We start from the raw sequence: 18,548 nt of genomic DNA, 5'->3' as shown, positions 1-18,548 counted from the left end.
GATTAATCTTCTAATTTGTTATACCAATTAATTTTTAATGTGATTGCTGAACAAACCAACAAACTCAAGGTAATAGCAACTGCGAGCCAATTCTTCATAATGATGTAGATTGGCAAGGCAACTAAGCTGGTTTGCAATACAATACCGACTGCGACGTTAAACATATCGCGTTTGAAATTTTTATTTACCGGGAAGTCAGGCTGCTCTGCCAATACAGCTTGTTTAATTGGCCCCCAAAATCCCCAAGGGCGCACCTTGCTGTAAAAAGATTTTAGAATTTCCGGATCTTCCGCTTTGGTTAACAAACTGCCAGCAATAGCACCAACAGCCGATACCACCAACAAGAGCGGGAATAAATACAAAGGTAAAATATCACTGGCTATCTCAGGGAAAACGCCGTCAAAAATGACCGGGAACGACATAGCACCTAGAATACCACTGAGCATACCCCAGAAGTAGCCAAAACCATTTAGGCGCCACCAGTACCACTTGAGCACGTTTGAAACCACATAGCCGCCCCACAGCCCTGAAACTATCCATTGCAGTACACTATTGATACTGGTTACCGCGAACCCGATAAATGTGCTGATTACCACAACCAAAATAGACACTAAATAACTGGCATGAATGAGCTTTTTATTTGACGCTTGCGGATTGATATAGCGTTTATAAATATCGTTAACCAAATAAGCAGGTGCCGCATTGACTGTTGAAGCAAATGTCGACATAAAGGCCGCCAACAAACCAGCCAGTAATAAACCTAAAATACCAGTTGGTGCAAATTGTAAAATTGCACTGGGTAGAATGCCTTCAAAATCGAGTTGTCCGCCAACTAACAAGTTTAAATCTTGATAATAAACAATGGCTAAAACAGTGAAACCAGCGATCATAAAATAACGAATTGGCATTAACGCAACAGATACAAAACCACTCATTAAAGAGGCTTCTTTTGGCGACTTGGTTGCGAGAATTTTTTGCATGTCATAGTTTGGCGCAGGGCCTGCTGCACTAATTAAGATGCCTTTGAACAATAACATCATCACAAACAAACCAAATAAGCTATAACCGTCTGCTTGAATTTTATCGTTCACTTCGTTGACTAAACCTGACCAGTCGAGATCTAAATTCCAGCCAAAAAATGGATTATCCCAACCTTCTGGTGTTGCTGCCTGCAGAGCTTCAGGTGAAACTTGGCTCATGGCAATAAAACCAATGGCCAGTGACGCTATGGTAATAATTAGAAACTGGACAACGTCAGCCCAAACAATACTCATCATACCGCCGAGCATCACATAAAAAGTAGCGATACTGGTGAAGATAATTCCATAAAAATGCGGTACATATTCTGGTGCTATATCAAAAGGCAAATAAGGCGCAACGGCAGACCAAGGGACAAATATTTCGACAAACTTACCTATGCCAATAAAGCCGTATGCCAAGAAACCTAACACACTAATCACCGCAAATAACACCACAACCATATGCGACAGTTTGCCGCCCGTATCGTCACCAAAACGTGTGCGTATCCATTCAGCGCCAGTTAGCACCCCGGAACGGCGAACCCAAGCGGATAAAAAGATCATTAAAAAGACTTGGTTAAATACCGGCCACAACCAAGGGATCCAGACACTCTTCATGCCATAAACAAAACACAGGGTTACCAGCCACATGGTGCCAGATATATCAAACATGCCAGATGCATTGGATAATCCAAGCATGTACCAAGGTAGCTTGTTGCCACCCATGTAATAACTTTTCATATCTTTACTTGCTTTGCGCTTAAGTAAGATACCTATGATGATGGTCGTTGCTAAGTACGCCAAAATTATAAATATGTCTAATGACGACATTGTCATGTTTGAGCCTGTCTATTGTTATTCTGTTTGTAGCAATAAAATAACCAACAAAGAAAACGTTTTCAATAGCATTTACAAAAAAACACACAAAAATCGCACAATAAGATTACAAATCAAAAACAAAGTTATGATTAAAGGAAATTTGATAAAAGAAGATGTATAACTGATGACGGAGAAAATGGTGGGTCATGCAAGATTCGAACTTGCGACCAATGGATTAAAAGTCCACTGCTCTACCAGCTGAGCTAATGACCCGTCAGGGAATCGCTAAAGAATGGTGGGTCATGCAAGATTCGAACTTGCGACCAATGGATTAAAAGTCCACTGCTCTACCAGCTGAGCTAATGACCCATTCAAGCGATAAAAATAAAAGTGGTGGGTCATGCAAGATTCGAACTTGCGACCAATGGATTAAAAGTCCACTGCTCTACCAGCTGAGCTAATGACCCACTTTCATTTACAAGCTTAGTTACCAGAACCCCGCTTGCCAACGCGGGGCGTATAATACTGATATAGAGACCGAACGCAACAAATATTTCATTTTTTTTTTGATTTTTTTGTTCACAAGCATTGTTTGCTGAATATCTATACAAAGCCTGCTATTTTTTGCGCAATCCAGCCAATAATTAGTGTTTAAATTAGAATTCGTTTAAACGACCCGCCGCTAATTTAGCAGAGGTTGAATCAGGATATTGGCTAATCACCTGTTCAAATTTTTGTTTGGCTTTAGTTTTATCACCTAACTTTTGTGCGACCATAGCCAACTTAAACAAAGCATCCGCTCTTTTATTTGAGTTTGGATATTGCTCAACCACAGTTTCAAAACTTTTTGCTGCATCAGCTAACTCACCTTTGGTAAACAAAAGTTGGCCTAACCAATAATGTGCATTCGGTTGATAAATTGAATCCGGAAATTTTTGAATAAAAGATTTAAACTCTGGGATAGCTTTGTCGTATAACTTGTCTTTTAAAACTAGATTGACCGCTTTATCGTAAGCTTGGTTCTCATCTAAATTTTCAGTGTACGAAGCTGTAGCTGCCGCCTGAACCGGATTAATTACTTTATTGTCTGTGATTAACGGTAGTTGGTTAGAACTGCTGTTAGGCGCTTGTACCTTAAGCGCATTCATTTGTTGGGTTAATTGGGCAAGCTTGTCCAGTTCTTGATATAACTCTCGTTGGCGCTCTAATATTTGCGACAACTTGTAGTTATGCTCTTCTGAAATGCCACGCAATTCACTGATTTCAGACTGTAAATAATCCACTTGTTGAGCTAATTCAACTTGTGAGCGTCCACGAGCATCATTCGCCCTTTCTATCATATCTAGGCGTTCACCTAGTGATAAATTTCTATCCTCTGCATAAACAAAAGGAGCGCACGTCAATGACGCCACTCCCATGCTTATAGCCACTAATTTACTTAGTTTAGCCATATTATCAGTACTTTTTGTTTAAATTAGTAAACTAACACTGCTCGACGATTTTTAGCGAAAGCAGCTTCAGTGCGTGATTTGTCTAATGACTTCTCTTCACCGTAACTTACTGTCGAGATTTGTGAAGACATAACACCTAAATTTTGTAGGTATTTTGCAACACTCTTAGCACGACGCTCACCTAAAGCAATGTTGTATTCTGGAGTACCACGCTCGTCACAGTGACCTTCAACCACAACTTTAGCTGTAGGATTTGCACGTAAATAAGCCGCGTGAGCTTCCAAAATTTCAAAGTATTTACCTTGAATTTGTGAGTCATCAAAATCGAAGAATAACATGTTAGTTTGACGTAAAGTTGCTTGTTTACGCTCTTCTTCTTCAACTTGCATTTGACGTTTTTTCGCAAGTGTCATTACTTCAACAGTATCACCATCGTTACCAGCCACTGCACCTGTTGTCGCAGTTTCTTTAGCGTTAGTAGAAGTTGCAGTGTCATCTTCACCAGTTGTTGTGCTACAAGCTGCAGTTAACATAGGTAGAGCAACAACTAAGTACTTCAATAATTGGGTAGGCTGCATGTGCTTTTCCTTATTATTAGTTAATTTTAAAAAGTTAAAAATTCCCCATTACATGTAGGGAGACCAAGCCGGTGACTTAACCTGTCCGATACCTGATGGTAAACGCGCTTTAAAGCGCCCATCAACAGATACCAGCGCAAGTACCTGATTCTGGCCATGTAATGTGCTATAAATTATCATATTTCCGTTCGGAGATACACTAGGCGATTCATCCAAATATGTTTTGGTTAATACCTGTATTGCTCCTGTGCGCAAATCCTGGCGCGCAATATGATAGTTTCCCCGAGTTCTGTTTACGGTAATTAGGCTTTTTCCATCTGGGGTAATCGAACCACCTAAGTTCATTTCACCGGTAAAAGTTAAACGTTTTTTCTTACCTGTGCGTAAATCAATTTGATACAACTGCGGACGACCGCCAATTTCAGAGGTTACCACTAATGACTGGCCATCAGGATACCATGATGGTTCTGTGTCAATTGCTCTGTTATTAGTAACACGCGTTAACTTACGTGTTAATAAATCCATCACATAAATTTCTGGATTGCCGTCTTTACTCAGCACCATAGCCATTTTTGAGCCGTCCGGTGACCATTTAGGTGCACCATTGATGCCCGGATATGATGCAATCATCTCACGACTACCTGAATATAGGTCATGGATAAAAATTTGTGCTTGACGATTTTCAAAGGTCACATAAGCCAATTTAGTTGCATCTGGCGACCAAGTTGGCGACATGAGCGGTTCGTTGCTACGAATCACTTCTTGTTCGTTGTAACCATCATAATCTGCAACCACAAGTTGATACGGTCTTTGTGGCTGCTCTGTCACTAAAACGTATGCTATCTTAGTTTGAAATGCACCTTTTATGCCAGTTAGCTTTTCAAATACATTGTCGCTAATCGCATGGGCGACACGACGAAAATCAGCAGTTTCAAATTGAATCGGCCGACTCGCCAACATGACATGGTCGTTGGATGTGACTAACTGACCATCACTTAACATTTGTGCTCCACCACCTGTGATCTGGCCACGAATGATATCTATGATTTGATAAGTCACAGAAAATATTCCAGGGCGAGCATCACGTATTTGCCCGAGAATGATTGTATCTATGCCCTTTTCCGCCCAGGCGGTAAAGTCTACATCTTTATCGGTAATTGGCTGTTGCGGCATTTCCATCACAGCTTTTGGGTTGAATTTACCACTGCGTGCAAGGTCTGCCGAAATCACATCCGCTAGGCTTACCGGTAGAGTTTGAATACCATCGTATGAAAATGGCACAACAGCTATAGGTTTAGCCCCATCTAAGCCTTCTGTGATTAAAATTTCAATCGCTGCAAAACTCGGGGTAACAAACAACAATCCAAAAATTAGGGTTAAAACTTTTTTCATTATTTAGCGCTCTAAATTTTATTTCTCTGGTGCAACGGTTAAATTTATATCTCTTAATTGAGCTGTAACTTCAGGATCTTCCGATACCGGCATCTGATTTGTTTTATACACAGCTCGTTCAGCTTCTTGGCAAGTTTGTGGGTGTCCAGACAAGGTCTTAACCTGAGTGACAAACCCATTGCTTGCTAATTTAATATTCAGTTTACAACTGGTTCCTGCTAACGAAGGATCAGTAAACAAATTGCTTTGAATTGCCGAGCGAATCAGTGCGACAAATTTAGCGCGCTCGCCCATTACATACTGCTGACGCTGTGCGTTACGCGCTTCCATTTCAGCTTTCATTTGCTGCTCTAACATTCTTTGTTGTTCAGCTTTTTCTATTGCTTCTTGTTCTTTGCGTTTACGTTCAGCTTCAGCTTTTTTCAATTCTTCGGCTTTACGTTTTGCTTCAGCTTCGGCTTTTTGTGCAACTTCTGCTGCTTTTTTCGCTTGTTCTTCTGCTCGACGTTTAGCTTGTTCTTGCTTCTCAACTTCTTGTTTAAGTTGTTTGGCTCGCTCTGCTTCTTTAATTTGTCGCTCTTTAGCCGCTTTTGCTTCTGCTTCAGCTTGCTTTTGTTTCTTTTCTAAATTTTGAATGTCTTTTTCATTCGAACGACGTTTTTGTTCAGCTTCACGTGCTCTGCGCTCTAAATCAGCTACGCGTTTTTCTTCTGCTCGCTCTTTAGCAAGCTTCTGCTGTTGCATTTTTTCCACTTGTTCGGCCAATGCGGTTTTATCAACAGATACAGCACTAACGACTTCCACTTGCATAGGCTCTGGTTTATGTTTTGGTGTGACAAACTCCATGCTAGAGACCAACACCCCTAACATCACTGAATGTAAAATCACTGAAACAACTAAAGCGATAGGAAATTGCATTATTGCTCTCCCACCGGATCTGTCATTAGGCCGACAGATTTAACGCCTTGCTTTTGCAGTAACACCATTAAACTTACCACAGCGTCGTAATCTACTTTACGGTCACCTTCAACCATAATAGGTCTGTCAGGTTCAACCTGTAAAAATGCCGCTACTATAGTGGCAATTTCACTTGGATTTAATGGCCCATCTTTGTTGCTGCCGTCTGTTACAAAATATTCGTAGTCGGCGGTCACTGATACTATGATAGGAGGTTTGCTGTCTTCAGCTAGAGGCTCAGCTTCAGCTTTAGGCAACTCAACATTTACTCCAGCAGTAATCAGTGGAGCTGTCACCATAAATATAATAAGAAGCACTAACATTACATCAATATAAGGTACAACATTGATGTCAGAAACCGGACGACGGCGCTTGCGCTGATACATAGCCGATTATTCTCCGCCCTTTTCTGTTTTAGCAATAGCTTGGCGATGAATGATAGACGAAAACTCTTCCATAAAATTAATCATGCCATTTTCTATTTTTTCAACGCGATTTGAAAAACGGTTATAGGCAATAACAGCTGGAATAGCAGCAAACAACCCCATAGCAGTTGCAATTAGAGCCTCAGCGATACCTGGTGCAACCATAGACAAAGTAGCTTGTTGTACTTCACCTAATGCAATAAAAGCATTCATTATGCCCCAAACGGTACCAAATAAACCTATATACGGACTGATAGAACCAACAGTCGCTAAAAAAGGTAAATGTGTTTCTAACTTGTCGACTTCGCGTGACATAGATACTCGCATTGCTCTGTGCGTCGCATCCATAATAGCCTCAGGTGAACAATGTGGCGTTTTACGCATGCGGGCAAATTCTTTAAAGCCTGCTTTAAACACACTTTCACTGGCGGTAGATTCACCCATTTTGTGCGAAACTTCATGATATAAATTTGCTAGCTCAACGCCCGACCAAAATCTATCTTCAAAAACTCGGCTATCTTTATGTGCTTTATTAAGAATGCTGCTGCGTTGAAAAATCATCGCCCAAGAAACAATAGATGCAACCAGTAATAAAATCATCACTGCTTTAACCAACAGGCTAGCTTGTAAAAAAAGACCGATAAAAGACATATCAGCTGACACTGTGTAATTCCCCTAAAATATATTCTGGTATACGTACCGGTTTGAGTTTTTCTAAATCTATACAAGCAATTTCAACTAAAGCTGTATTAATTACTTTATTCTCTTTTTCGATACGTTGCTCAAATTCTAATCGAGCTTTTTTTAGCGCACTAATTTTGGTCACCACAGTTAACCTGTCGTTAAACTTTGCTGCCAAAATATTATCTATAGTTATACGTTTTACCACAAAACCTATTTGTTTTGCGAGTAAACCGTCTTGTTCTATGCCCAAATGTGATAAAAATTCTGTTCGAGCGCGTTCATAATACTTCAAATAGTTTGCATGATAAACCAAACCACCCGCATCTGTATCTTCGTAATAGACACGTACAGCAAAATTAAATTCCATTGCCGCCATTATTTATTTTCTCCGGCTGCTGGATATTGCAAACCGAAATGCACATAGGCGTTAGCTGTGGCAATTCTTCCTCTAGGGGTACGTTGAATAAAACCCTGTTGGATCAAAAATGGCTCAATCACATCTTCAATTGTATCTTTTTCTTCACCTATTGCTGCGGCTAAATTATCTAAACCAACAGGGCCACCGGCAAATTTTTCAATAATGGCTTCCAACAATTTTTTATCCATATAGTCGAAACCTTTACTGTCAACATCAAGTAAATCAAGCGCTGTCGCTGCAACTTGCTCATCAGCGATACCAGCTGATTTTACATCAGCAAAATCACGTACGCGGCGTAATAACCTGTTGGCAATACGTGGCGTACCACGTGCGCGCCTTGCGACTTCTAGCGCCCCTTTGTCGTTTAAATCCATTGCCAAATGATGCGCCGAACGTTTAACAATAGATTGTAATTCATCAACCGAATAAAATTCTAATCTTTGCACTAAACCAAAGCGGTCACGCAAAGGTGAAGTAAGCGAACCAGCCCGCGTGGTAGCACCAACTAAAGTGAAAGGTGGTAAATCTAATTTTATTGAACGTGCTGCAGGGCCTTCACCTATCATAATATCCAGCTGGTAATCTTCCATTGCTGGATATAACACCTCTTCAACTACTGGGCTTAACCTGTGTATTTCGTCAATAAATAACACATCATGTGGTTCTAAATTGGTTAACAAGGCTGCCAAATCACCAGCTTTTTCTAACACAGGGCCAGAGGTGGTTTTAATGTTGACACCCATTTCATTGGCGATAATGCGCGCAAGCGTTGTTTTACCTAAACCCGGTGGGCCAAATATCAAAACATGATCGAGTGCATCCGCACGTTTACGTGCCGCTTCAATTGCAATATTCATTTGCTCAACCACGCGTTTTTGCCCTGTATAGTCGGATAACTTTTCGGGGCGAATGGCGCGGTCGATTATTTCTTCTTCTGCTTGTGCACTAGCACTGATTATTCGATCTGCTTCAATCATGTTTACAACATACTCTTAAGGGCTTGGCGAATAATTTCTTCGCTCGACAAACCAGTTTGTGCAACCTTTTTCACTGCACTTTCTGCTTGATTGGCTTTATACCCTAAAGCGATTAAGGCTTCAATTGCATCTTGGCTACTCGATTGCGCTTGGCTCGCTTGCGCAAATTGTTCTGGGGTCGACTCAGACAAGATACCAGTTGACACCATATTCGCCGACCACTTCATCAATTTGTCTTTCATTTCCAGCAATAAACGTTCTGCGGTCTTTTTACCAACACCCGGCACTTTCACCAACAAACCGAGTGATTCGTTTTGCACAATATTGATAAATTCTTCGGCACTCATAGCCGATAAAATAGCCAAAGCGAGTTTTGGCCCAACACCATTGGCTTTTAACAATTCGCGAAACAAATCTCTATGTAATCTATTATGGAAACCATATAGGGTATGCGCGTCTTCACGAATGACTTGGTGTATATAAATACTGGTTGATTGAGTCAATTCAGGTAATTTGTAAAAACTCGTCATAGGTAGAAAAACTTCATAACCTACGCCATTTACATCTATGATGCACTCTGGTGGTAGCTTTTCTATAACCTTGCCGGTTAACTTAGCTATCATACTGACTCCTAACGTAAACGACCACGCACGGTTTTACGTGCTTGGCCGGCTAAACTGACTAAACTTTGTTGAGTATGGCCGTGGCACAAAGCAACAGCTAATGCATCGGCCGCATCTGCTTGAGGCGACTTAGTTAACTTTAAAATATGGCTAACCATGTGCTGCACTTGTGTTTTTTCCGCATTACCTTTACCCACAACTGCTTGTTTAATTTGTCTGGCAGAATATTCTGCGACCGGTAATTTAGCATGCCCCGCAGCCACAATTGCCGCACCACGCGCTTGCCCAAGTTTTAATGCTGAATCTGGATTGTGTGCCAAAAACACTTGTTCAATCGCAAATAAATCAGGTTGGTATTGTTCGATTAATTGGCTAACCGCATTAAAAATAACAATTAACCTTTCAGCCAAAGGCCCGTCACCTAAACGAATACAGCCGCTGCCAAGGTAGTGAAAATGACGCCCTTGTTGGCGAACAACCCCATAACCTGTAATGCGCGAACCTGGATCTATACCTAAAATAATGCTCAAGAGCGTCTCAAAAAAGGTTACTTAAAAAAAAGGCGGTGATATCACCGCCTTACAAACAATTAATCAAGCTTATTTAGTTGGCAATTTAACTTCAATTGCAAGGTCAACTAATTGCTGTGGATTAGCCGTGCCAGGTGCGTCGGTTAACGGACATGCCGCAGTCGTTGTTTTCGGGAATGCCATTACGTCACGAATAGACGAAGCACCAGTCATTAACATAACTAAACGGTCTAAACCAAAAGCTAAACCTGCATGTGGTGGCGCACCAAATTTTAATGCATCTAATAAGAAACCAAATTTTTCTTGTGCTTCTTCTTCGCCAATACCTAAAATTTCAAATACCACTTGTTGCATATCTTGGTTGTGAATACGGACAGAACCACCACCTACTTCACAGCCATTTAATACCATGTCGTAGGCATTAGATAAGGTATTTTCTGGTTGTGCTTTTAATTCAGCAGGCGTCACACCAATTGGTGCGGTAAATGGGTGATGTAATGGGGTTAAACCACCATCTTCGAGCTCTTCAAACATTGGGAAGTCAACAACCCAAAGTGGTTTCCACTCATCAGCAACTAAACCTAAAGTTTCACCAATTTTTAATCTAAGTGCACCTATGGCTTCACTAACAACTGTGTATTTGTCACTACCAAAGAATAAGATATCGCCGGTTTCAGCTTGCGTGCGTTCCATTATCGCCAACGCTACATCTTCTGGTAAGAATTTAAGAATCGGAGACTGTAAACCCTCAACACCTTTGCTTAAATCATTTACTTTAATCCAAGCTAAACCTTTAGCGCCGTAAATACCAACAAATTTAGTTAATTCATCAATATCTTTGCGTGAAAACTTGTCTGCACCTTGTGGCACTTTAAGTGCTGCTACACGGCCTTTAGGGTCGTTTGCTGGGCCTGAGAATACTTTAAACTCAACACCTTGCATTAAATCAGCCACATCAACCATTTCTAATGGAATACGTAAGTCTGGCTTATCACTACCATATTTTGTCATGGCTTCTGCATAAGTCATGCGTGGGAATTCGCCTAAATCTACGTCCAATAAGTTACTGAATAGCTGACGTGTCATATCTTCAGTCACTGACATCACTTCATCAGCAGACATAAATGAAGTTTCGATATCAATTTGGGTGAATTCTGGTTGACGATCTGCACGTAAATCTTCATCACGGAAACATTTAACGATTTGGTAGTATCTGTCCATACCTGCCATCATCAGCAACTGTTTAAACAATTGTGGTGATTGAGGTAATGCAAAAAAGTGACCTTTATGTGTACGACTAGGTACTAAATAATCACGCGCACCTTCTGGTGTCGCTTTAGTCAAAATTGGTGTTTCAATATCTAAAAAGTCTTTGCTGTCTAGATAGCTACGAATTTGGCTAGTTACTTTTGCACGGAATTTTAGACGGTCAGCCATTTCTGGGCGACGTAAATCCAAATAACGATATTTTAATCTTTGTTCTTCAGAGTTATTTAAATGGCCGTCCATATTTAATGGTAATGGTGCAGCTGCATTTAAAATGGTTAATTCTGATGCCAAAATTTCAACTTCACCTGTCGCCATATTTTTGTTTACTTGGCTATCAGGACGGGCACGCACAGCACCAGTTAACTGAATACAAAACTCATGTTTTAATTTGTTAGCTGTTGCAAACAAATCTTCAAAGTCAGGGTCAACAACTACTTGAACTATCCCTTTCACGTCTCGAACATCTAAAAAGATTAGACCACCTAAATCACGGCGACGGTTAACCCAACCACACAGAGTTACGTTTTGCCCAACTAAAGATTGATTAATTTGTCCACAATAATGGCTTCGCATAATGAGTTTAATTCCTAGCTAGAATAATAGCGGATGTGGGAAAATCACCACATCAGCTTGTTTGATCTGAAAATTGTGCGGGATTATAGCTAGATTTAAGCAAATTTAACAGCCATCATAATGGCTAATGCCGACTTGTCATTTTTGCTTCAAGGTTATGCCACCAAGTTAAACACTTTTGCAGTAGTAAATAATTAACTGGCACCAAAAACAAAGTAACAAAAGGCGCAAATAGAATGCCAAAACCTAAGGATACAGCCATAGGTACTAAAAATTGCGCTTGTGACGAGCCATCTAAGATCAGGGGTAATAACCCAAGAAAAGTCGTCATCGAAGTTAACATAACAGGTCTAAGCCGAGTTGAAGTTACTTTCATCACGGATTCAATCACAGAATGTGTTTTTTGATATTGTTTATTGATAAATTCGACTAATACCACAGCATCGTTAACCACAACACCAACCAAGGCAATCAAACCAATAAAACTCATCATTGTCAGCTCAATAGACAATAACCAATGTCCAGCCATTGAACCAATGACACTAAATGGAATAACCGACATCACAATCAGTGGGTGAATATAAGATTTAAATGGGATAGCCAATAAACCATAGATGATAATCAGCGCTGCTAATATGCCCCACTTCAAAGAATTGAGCGTTTGTTTTAACTCACTACTTTCGCCAACCAATTTAAATTTAAGCTGCGGATAATCTTCGGCAAGCTCAAGTAAATAACCATCTAACATCTTATTTAATTTGCGAATATCAATTTTTGGATTAGAAAAGTCCGCGGATATTTCGATACTGCGTTGATGGTCAACCCGACGAATAACTTGCGGGCCAGTGTCAATGCTAAAGCTTGCCAATTGAGATAAAGGGACTTCTTTGCCGTCTTTTAAATGGATCATAAAACGTTGTAAATCTGGCAAACTACTGCGCTCATTGGCTGGTAAACGTACTTTTACTTTTACTTCTTGGCCATGACGAATAATGCGCTGAACCTCTATGCCCCAAAAACCAGCCCGAACTTGAGCGAGCAAATCTGAACGAGTCACACCCAAAGATTTCGCCAACGGCGTTAGCTCTAAAAAAAGTTGTTGCCTGCCCGGTGCATAATTGTCGGCAATGTCTTCAACAAAAGGAATAGTCGATAATTTACTTTTTATGATTTGTGCAGCTTTTTGTAGTTCAGCTAAATTTTGCCCTGAAACTCTAATGTCGATTATGTTATTCGTTTTGCCAGCTTGGGCTTCAAACACTAAACTTTCAGCGCCAATAATTGGCCCAATTAGCTTGCGCCATTCATCTTCTAATTCAAGACTAGTAATAGTTAAACTATGTTGCTCTGCTGGCACCAAATCAAAACTAACATATCCCATATATGGATTGTTTTCTTCATTTCCAGCCGCACCAGTAACCGAAACTATGTTGCGGATGATGCTAGTGCCCGTTGGTTGATCAACATAACGACTACGTAATCTTTGTGCTTGTTCACTAATATGCTGAATATTGCGGTCAACTATATGGGTATTTGTCCCTGCCGGCATAGTTAATACAACTTTAACTTGATCACTGGTGATCTTTGGGAAAAACACAAATTTGTTTTCACCAGTAAACACCGCCGAGACAACCACTAAAAAGAAGCCAAAAAATATCACCAAACAGCTAAATTTGTATTGAATACACCAAGCAAGCGCAGGTCGATAATAACGCTCACTATGATATGCAAATGCCTTATTAATATTATGCTGCCACTTAGCCAACCCCTTCATTTGATTGCCTGTTTCCAAACGAACAAATTTGAGCCTAGCCGGCAACACCCATTTAGTTTCAATCAAACTAAATAACAATACAGGGATCACCACAGCGGCAATCTGGCTCAAAATAATCCCTTGACTACCAGCGACAAAAAACAACGGGATAAATGCAACAATAGTTGTGAGCAGCCCCAAGGTTACAGGCTGGGCAACTTCTTTGGTCCCGGCAATAGCCGCATGTAAACCAGACTCTGCATGCTCCAAATGGCTATAGACGTTTTCACCTGTGACGATAGCGTCATCCACCACCATACCCAGCACCAAAATAAAACCAAACATACTGATAAGATTGAGGCTGACACCAAATAACGGCATAACGGCAAATGCGCCTAAAAAACTTAACGGAATACCTAAAAACACCCAAAACGCCACCGCAGGACGCAAAAACAATGTCAGCATCAATAACACTAAAATACTGCCGTATACAGCACTGTCGACCATACCTGAAATACGGTTTTCCAAACGTTCAGCGTTATCACTCCAGTGACCGATATAAATACCTTGTGGCAGACTGTGTTGTTTTTGTTGGACAAAATCTTTAACCAGATGGGCAATGCGAATCGCATTTTGTTTTTCCGTTTGCTGCACTTCCATAAATACCGCAGGATAACCATTAAACCTTGTACTCAATGCTACTTCGGCAAAACCATCATCAATATTAGCGATTTGGTGTAGTTTGACCGTACTGCCATCTCCTTGATATTTAACCACTATATTATTGAGCGCTTCGCCGGTATATGCCTGACCTTGCGAACGAATGATAATGTCGCCGTTAGGTGAATATAAATAGCCAGCCGATAAGTCTTGTGCGTTCTCAGCTATCGCTCTTGCAACTTGGTCAAAACTTAATTGGTACTTCTGCAAATTTTCTGTTGGTATCTGAATAGATATTTCATAGTCTGGCGCATGTTTCATCACAATTTTACGCAGTTCAGGTAAGGTCGCCAACTCACTGTAAATTTGCTCAGCATAACGACGTAAAACTTGTTGCGGCTGTTCGCCGTATATCACTACACCTAATACTTGGGTAAATTCGTTTTTGATTTGTATTTTGGGATTATCAATTTCTTTCGGCAGAGTATTAATTGCGTTAATTTTTAGCTGAATTTTTTGCATTGCATCTGTGACATCGACATTATTATGCAACCTAGCCACTACGTGACTGTATTCTTGGCTCGACTGGCTTTTTATCTGCTTAACTTCAGCCAGCTCTCGCAGCGCAGATTCAATATGCGTGGTCACTTTAAGCTCAACGTCAGACGGCACTGCCGCCGGATAACGCACATGCACTTCAACTTGTTCAGCTTCTAACTTTGGTAGTACTTGTTGTGGTATTTGGTAAACCAATGACCAAGCGCCAGCTAACAACAAACAAGCCATAAGTAAATTAGCGGCTATATCATTTTTCGCAAACCATGCAATCATTGAACACCAGCCACAGTAAATGCATTGACATGAATATTTTCTGGCACTTGCCCTAGCGGGGTGACAACTAACGAGTCTCCATCATTTAAACCTTTTTTGACCACCACGTTTTGATGATCGCGCCAGACAATATCGAGTTTACGTTTTATCAGCTCGTTACCTTTAACAACATAAGCATATTCATTTTGATAAACTGCTTGTGGTGAAATAACAAATACATCAGACACTTGCACGCCATTAAAATAAGCAGTGACATATTGACCAATTTTTAGTGGCTGATCATATACACTCGACTGGTAAGGTTTAGGAATAGAGACAATGACATGCAATTGCTGACTCGCGCTATCAATAGCCCCTTCGGTTCGAATCAGTTTTCCTTGCCACTGCGAGGTTTTGCCTAGGTTAGATGTAATGGTCACATTGGTCGCAGCATCAATTTCAGTCTCGCCTTTTACAACACTTGGTAATTTAACCAATGGCAAATCTTCGTTATTGAGTGGCAGCCTAACTTCAAATGCATCAATGGCGTAAATTTCTCCTAGAACATTATTTGCCCCAATCACCTGACCTATAGCAACGTTTTTCTTCAGCGTATATCCATCGTAAGGCGCGGTAATTTCAGTGCGTTCCAAATTAAGCTTTGCTTTATTCAGTTTAGCTTCGGCTGAAACTAAATTGGCTTCAGCGGCGGCAAGTTGCGGTTTGCGCAATACCAAATCGGGTGGAATACTATCCCCTTGCGCTCTATGCCAATCTTGTTTAGCTTGTTTGGCTTTAGCGAGTTCTTGTAAATAATTTTGTTTAGCGTTGAGGTAACCCGCGTTGGCAACGTCGACATCTGATTGATAGTCGCGTTTATCAATCGCGACCAACAATTCACCTTGTTGGAAAAATCCACCATTAAAAAAACCAGTATTTAAGTAGGTAATTTGCCCTCCAATTTGACTCACCACCTGGCCTTGAGTGCGAGCTTGTACCCGTCCATACGAAGCAATAACAGGGGTAAAAGATTGTTTATTTATCATCTGCACTTCAACATTTAGTTGCGCTTTTTTTGGCACTTGTACAACCAAGCCGTCGTCATCCGTTAACCAATAAAGAGCGATAAACAAACTAAATAAGGTTGCCAGTACAAGAGGAAAGCTATCTCGCATTATTATTATCCTAGGGCAAAAGTAATTAACAGAGTATGCAACAGTCTAAGCTTAGAATTAACTTTTTGTTTTAACAAACTAATAACTTAATTTATCTCCACGCAAAATCCCCCCTTATTGCAGCAATTACCTGAAGTTTAGGGTAGAATCCGCCCAACCTAGCAACAAAGCCTATTTAAACTTTAGAAATGAGCAAAAGAGATAACATATACGCCAATCCACAACATCAAGTGAAAGACTTTGTTTTTGATGACAGTGTTGTTGATGTTTTTTCCGACATGATTGAACGCTCGGTGCCGGGTTATCAAACCATCATTTCAACCATAGGTCATTTAGCCAAAGCCTATGTAACAGATGATAGCCACATATATGATTTAGGTGCATCTTTAGGCGCAGCCAGTTTATCCATGCGCCGTAATATTACCAGTGCCAACAATACTTTATTTGCAGTTGACTATTCTCAACCTATGGCTGAAAAATGTCGCAAACATTTGCTCAATTACAAATCCAATGTGAAAACCATTGTCTTATGTGATGATGTACTTAAATTGGATATTCACAATGCCTCTATGGTGGTGTTGAACTTCACGCTGCAATTTATTGCGGCCGATTTGCGTGAACAATTAATTAAACAGATATACCAAGGATTAAATCCGGGTGGCATTTTGGTCTTATCCGAAAAACTCATTTTCAACCAAGATAAAATTCAACATACACTCAATGATTTGCATCTTGATTTTAAGCGTGCCCATGGCTACAGCGAACTTGAAATCAGCCAAAAACGCACCGCAATAGAAAACGTAATGAAACCAGACAGTTTAGATACCCATTACCAAAGACTAAAAAATGCTGGATTTAACCAATTTAATCAGTGGTATCAGTGTTTTAATTTTTCTTCGCTAATTGCTATAAAAGACTAGAGCTTAAACCGCATGTTTAACCAATTTTACCAAGACATACTCAATAATCAGCTACACAGTTGGATAGAAACCATGCCTGCGCTATTAGCAGATTGGCAAAAAAACGCCCTGCATGGCGAATTTAAAAGCTGGCAAAAAACCATTGAAAATTTGCCTGAAGCCACGGCAACTTGTGTTGAGCTTAAATCAGCAGTGGCTATCGGCCACAGCGACGACTTAAACCTAGGTCAACAAAAACGCTTAGAAGTTTTATTAAAACAATTTATGCCTTGGCGCAAAGGCCCTTATCAGCTATTTCATATTGATTTGAATACAGAATGGCGCAGTGACTGGAAATGGGACAGGCTCCTACCCCACATTCAGCCATTAAAAAACCGCACTGTGTTGGATGTAGGCTGCGGCAACGGCTACCACATGTGGCGCATGTTAGGTGAAGGCGCAAAATTTGTGGTTGGCGCAGACCCTTCGCAATTGTTTGTAGTGCAATTTCAAGCAATGCAAAAATATGCTCAGCAACCGGGCATACATTTATTGCCGTTAGGTGTGGAACAGCTGCCAGCAAGTAACGCATTTGACACAGTATTTTCTATGGGTGTTTTATATCATAGACGCAGCCCATTTGAATTTTTGCAGCAACTAAAAGACCAGCTTAGACCCGGTGGTGAATTAATCCTTGAAACCATAGTTGTTGCAGGGGATGAAAATACTGTTTTAGTACCAGGTGAGCGTTATGCAAAAATGCGCAACGTCTGGTTTATTCCAAGCAGCAAAGCTTTATGCCACTGGTTAAGTCGACTTGGTTTCAAAAATATTCGAGTTGTAGACGAAACCGTCACTTCGTTAGACGAACAAAGAAAAACGGCTTGGATGGAGAACGAATCATTAGCTGACTTTTTAGATGCTGACGACATCAATAAAACTGTCGAAGGTTATCCTGCACCGATTCGTGCTGTGATAATCGCCAATAAATAGTTGAAGTAATTAACATTTGCACATAGGCTTAACTTTACCAAAATATAAGTTAGCAAAAGCATTAGGAAAAAATAATAATGAACCAAGCTGAAATCACTAAATTGATGCAAGAATCAGCACAAGATGCCGTTAGCTATATTAATGAAGAATATGGTGTACAGCTTGACTACTCGATTGAAAGCATAGCGCAAATTGATAAAGCAATTTTGTGGAGCATAGCTAAGTTAAAAGATGAAACCGACCGCAAACAAGACTTTATCTTTGTCATTTGTAATATGCTCGGCGCTTATATGGGAGAAACTTTCCGTAAACATATAGGTGGTGAATGGTTATATGATGATTCAGATCCAAATGCACCAACTGTCATGTTGGCTTTTTCCGGCCATACATTTGCATTTCCTGGTATTTGTTATCAAAAACTCGTGGTTGATGTGAATACAAATGTCCGTCGTTATTTTGAAATGGCGATTAGCAACGTAACTCAGTGACAAAAAATAACCAACAAATTGCTAACTTTGTAAAATCTTATATATACTGAAGGAA

At 40.3% G+C, this 18,548-nt stretch carries 17 protein-coding genes and 3 tRNA genes; 3 read left to right on the top strand and 17 right to left on the bottom strand.

The window, feature by feature from the left end; genetic code table 11:
• Window positions 1-2: 2 nt before the first annotated feature.
• The 17 genes from ACMZOO_RS15380 to ACMZOO_RS15300 all read right to left on the bottom strand — a co-directional run bounded on the left by ACMZOO_RS15380 (window position 3) and on the right by ACMZOO_RS15300 (window position 16,113).
• Window positions 3-1,856: a sodium:solute symporter family protein gene (locus tag ACMZOO_RS15380; protein ID WP_440904199.1), complete on the bottom strand. Its 1,854-nt coding sequence runs from the start codon at window positions 1,854-1,856 to the stop codon at window positions 3-5.
• Between the two features lie 179 nt (window positions 1,857-2,035).
• Window positions 2,036-2,111, bottom strand: a tRNA-Lys gene (locus ACMZOO_RS15375).
• 20 nt (window positions 2,112-2,131) lie between these two features.
• Window positions 2,132-2,207: transfer RNA gene (locus tag ACMZOO_RS15370), tRNA-Lys, on the bottom strand.
• A 22-nt stretch (window positions 2,208-2,229) separates the two neighbouring features.
• Window positions 2,230-2,305, bottom strand: a tRNA-Lys gene (locus ACMZOO_RS15365).
• 189 nt (window positions 2,306-2,494) lie between these two features.
• Window positions 2,495-3,289 (bottom strand): tol-pal system protein YbgF, encoded by a 795-nt coding sequence (ybgF, locus tag ACMZOO_RS15360; RefSeq protein ID WP_440904198.1) that lies wholly within the window; start codon window positions 3,287-3,289, stop codon window positions 2,495-2,497.
• Window positions 3,290-3,312: 23 nt separating this feature from the next.
• Window positions 3,313-3,867, bottom strand: coding sequence for a peptidoglycan-associated lipoprotein Pal (gene pal, locus ACMZOO_RS15355; RefSeq protein ID WP_440904197.1), 555 nt, complete (start codon window positions 3,865-3,867; stop codon window positions 3,313-3,315).
• Between the two features lie 48 nt (window positions 3,868-3,915).
• Entirely contained in the window at window positions 3,916-5,259 is a 1,344-nt protein-coding gene (gene tolB / locus ACMZOO_RS15350) for a Tol-Pal system beta propeller repeat protein TolB (protein ID WP_440904196.1), read from the bottom strand.
• 18 nt (window positions 5,260-5,277) lie between these two features.
• A complete protein-coding gene (gene tolA, locus ACMZOO_RS15345; RefSeq protein WP_440904195.1) occupies window positions 5,278-6,177 on the bottom strand; it encodes a cell envelope integrity protein TolA in 900 nt (299 codons plus the stop codon).
• Window positions 6,177-6,602, bottom strand: coding sequence for a protein TolR (gene tolR, locus ACMZOO_RS15340; RefSeq protein WP_440904194.1), 426 nt, complete (start codon window positions 6,600-6,602; stop codon window positions 6,177-6,179). Before tolR ends, tolA begins: the two co-directional genes overlap by 1 nt.
• Window positions 6,603-6,608: 6 nt before the next feature.
• Window positions 6,609-7,304, bottom strand: a complete 696-nt coding sequence (gene tolQ, locus ACMZOO_RS15335; protein WP_440904193.1) for a protein TolQ — start codon at window positions 7,302-7,304, stop codon at window positions 6,609-6,611.
• Window positions 7,294-7,701 (bottom strand): tol-pal system-associated acyl-CoA thioesterase, encoded by a 408-nt coding sequence (gene ybgC, locus ACMZOO_RS15330; protein ID WP_440904192.1) that lies wholly within the window; start codon window positions 7,699-7,701, stop codon window positions 7,294-7,296. The genes tolQ and ybgC overlap by 11 nt, the downstream gene beginning before the upstream one ends.
• Entirely contained in the window at window positions 7,701-8,720 is a 1,020-nt protein-coding gene (gene ruvB / locus ACMZOO_RS15325; RefSeq protein WP_440904191.1) for a Holliday junction branch migration DNA helicase RuvB, read from the bottom strand. The genes ybgC and ruvB overlap by 1 nt, the downstream gene beginning before the upstream one ends.
• A gap of 2 nt (window positions 8,721-8,722) precedes the next feature.
• On the bottom strand, window positions 8,723-9,343 hold the full coding sequence (gene ruvA / locus ACMZOO_RS15320; protein WP_440904190.1) for a Holliday junction branch migration protein RuvA: 621 nt from the start codon (window positions 9,341-9,343) through the stop codon (window positions 8,723-8,725).
• 8 nt (window positions 9,344-9,351) lie between these two features.
• Entirely contained in the window at window positions 9,352-9,873 is a 522-nt protein-coding gene (gene ruvC, locus ACMZOO_RS15315; RefSeq protein WP_016955686.1) for a crossover junction endodeoxyribonuclease RuvC, read from the bottom strand.
• A gap of 69 nt (window positions 9,874-9,942) precedes the next feature.
• Window positions 9,943-11,715 carry an aspartate--tRNA ligase gene (gene aspS, locus ACMZOO_RS15310; RefSeq protein WP_440904189.1) on the bottom strand — a complete coding sequence of 591 codons (1,773 nt, stop codon included), beginning with the start codon at window positions 11,713-11,715 and terminating at the stop codon, window positions 9,943-9,945.
• 124 nt (window positions 11,716-11,839) lie between these two features.
• Window positions 11,840-14,959: an efflux RND transporter permease subunit gene (locus ACMZOO_RS15305; RefSeq protein WP_440904188.1), complete on the bottom strand. Its 3,120-nt coding sequence runs from the start codon at window positions 14,957-14,959 to the stop codon at window positions 11,840-11,842.
• A complete protein-coding gene (locus ACMZOO_RS15300) occupies window positions 14,956-16,113 on the bottom strand; it encodes an efflux RND transporter periplasmic adaptor subunit (protein WP_440904187.1) in 1,158 nt (385 codons plus the stop codon). Before ACMZOO_RS15300 ends, ACMZOO_RS15305 begins: the two co-directional genes overlap by 4 nt.
• A 188-nt stretch (window positions 16,114-16,301) precedes the next feature.
• Here ACMZOO_RS15300 and cmoA point away from each other — a divergent pair, with 188 nt between their 5' ends.
• From cmoA to ACMZOO_RS15285, 3 genes are all read left to right on the top strand, one after another.
• Window positions 16,302-17,033 carry a carboxy-S-adenosyl-L-methionine synthase CmoA gene (cmoA, locus tag ACMZOO_RS15295; protein ID WP_440904186.1) on the top strand — a complete coding sequence of 244 codons (732 nt, stop codon included), beginning with the start codon at window positions 16,302-16,304 and terminating at the stop codon, window positions 17,031-17,033.
• Window positions 17,034-17,045: 12 nt separating this feature from the next.
• A complete protein-coding gene (gene cmoB / locus ACMZOO_RS15290; protein ID WP_440904185.1) occupies window positions 17,046-18,005 on the top strand; it encodes a tRNA 5-methoxyuridine(34)/uridine 5-oxyacetic acid(34) synthase CmoB in 960 nt (319 codons plus the stop codon).
• Between the two features lie 77 nt (window positions 18,006-18,082).
• Entirely contained in the window at window positions 18,083-18,493 is a 411-nt protein-coding gene (locus ACMZOO_RS15285) for a hypothetical protein (RefSeq protein ID WP_440904184.1), read from the top strand.
• Window positions 18,494-18,548 lie beyond the last annotated feature (55 nt).

The organism is Catenovulum sp. SX2 (assembly GCF_052056295.1).
Classification (GTDB): Bacteria; Pseudomonadota; Gammaproteobacteria; order Enterobacterales; family Alteromonadaceae; genus Catenovulum.
Note: the sequence above shows the minus strand (reverse complement) of the source record. Positions and strands in the feature narration are given on the sequence as shown.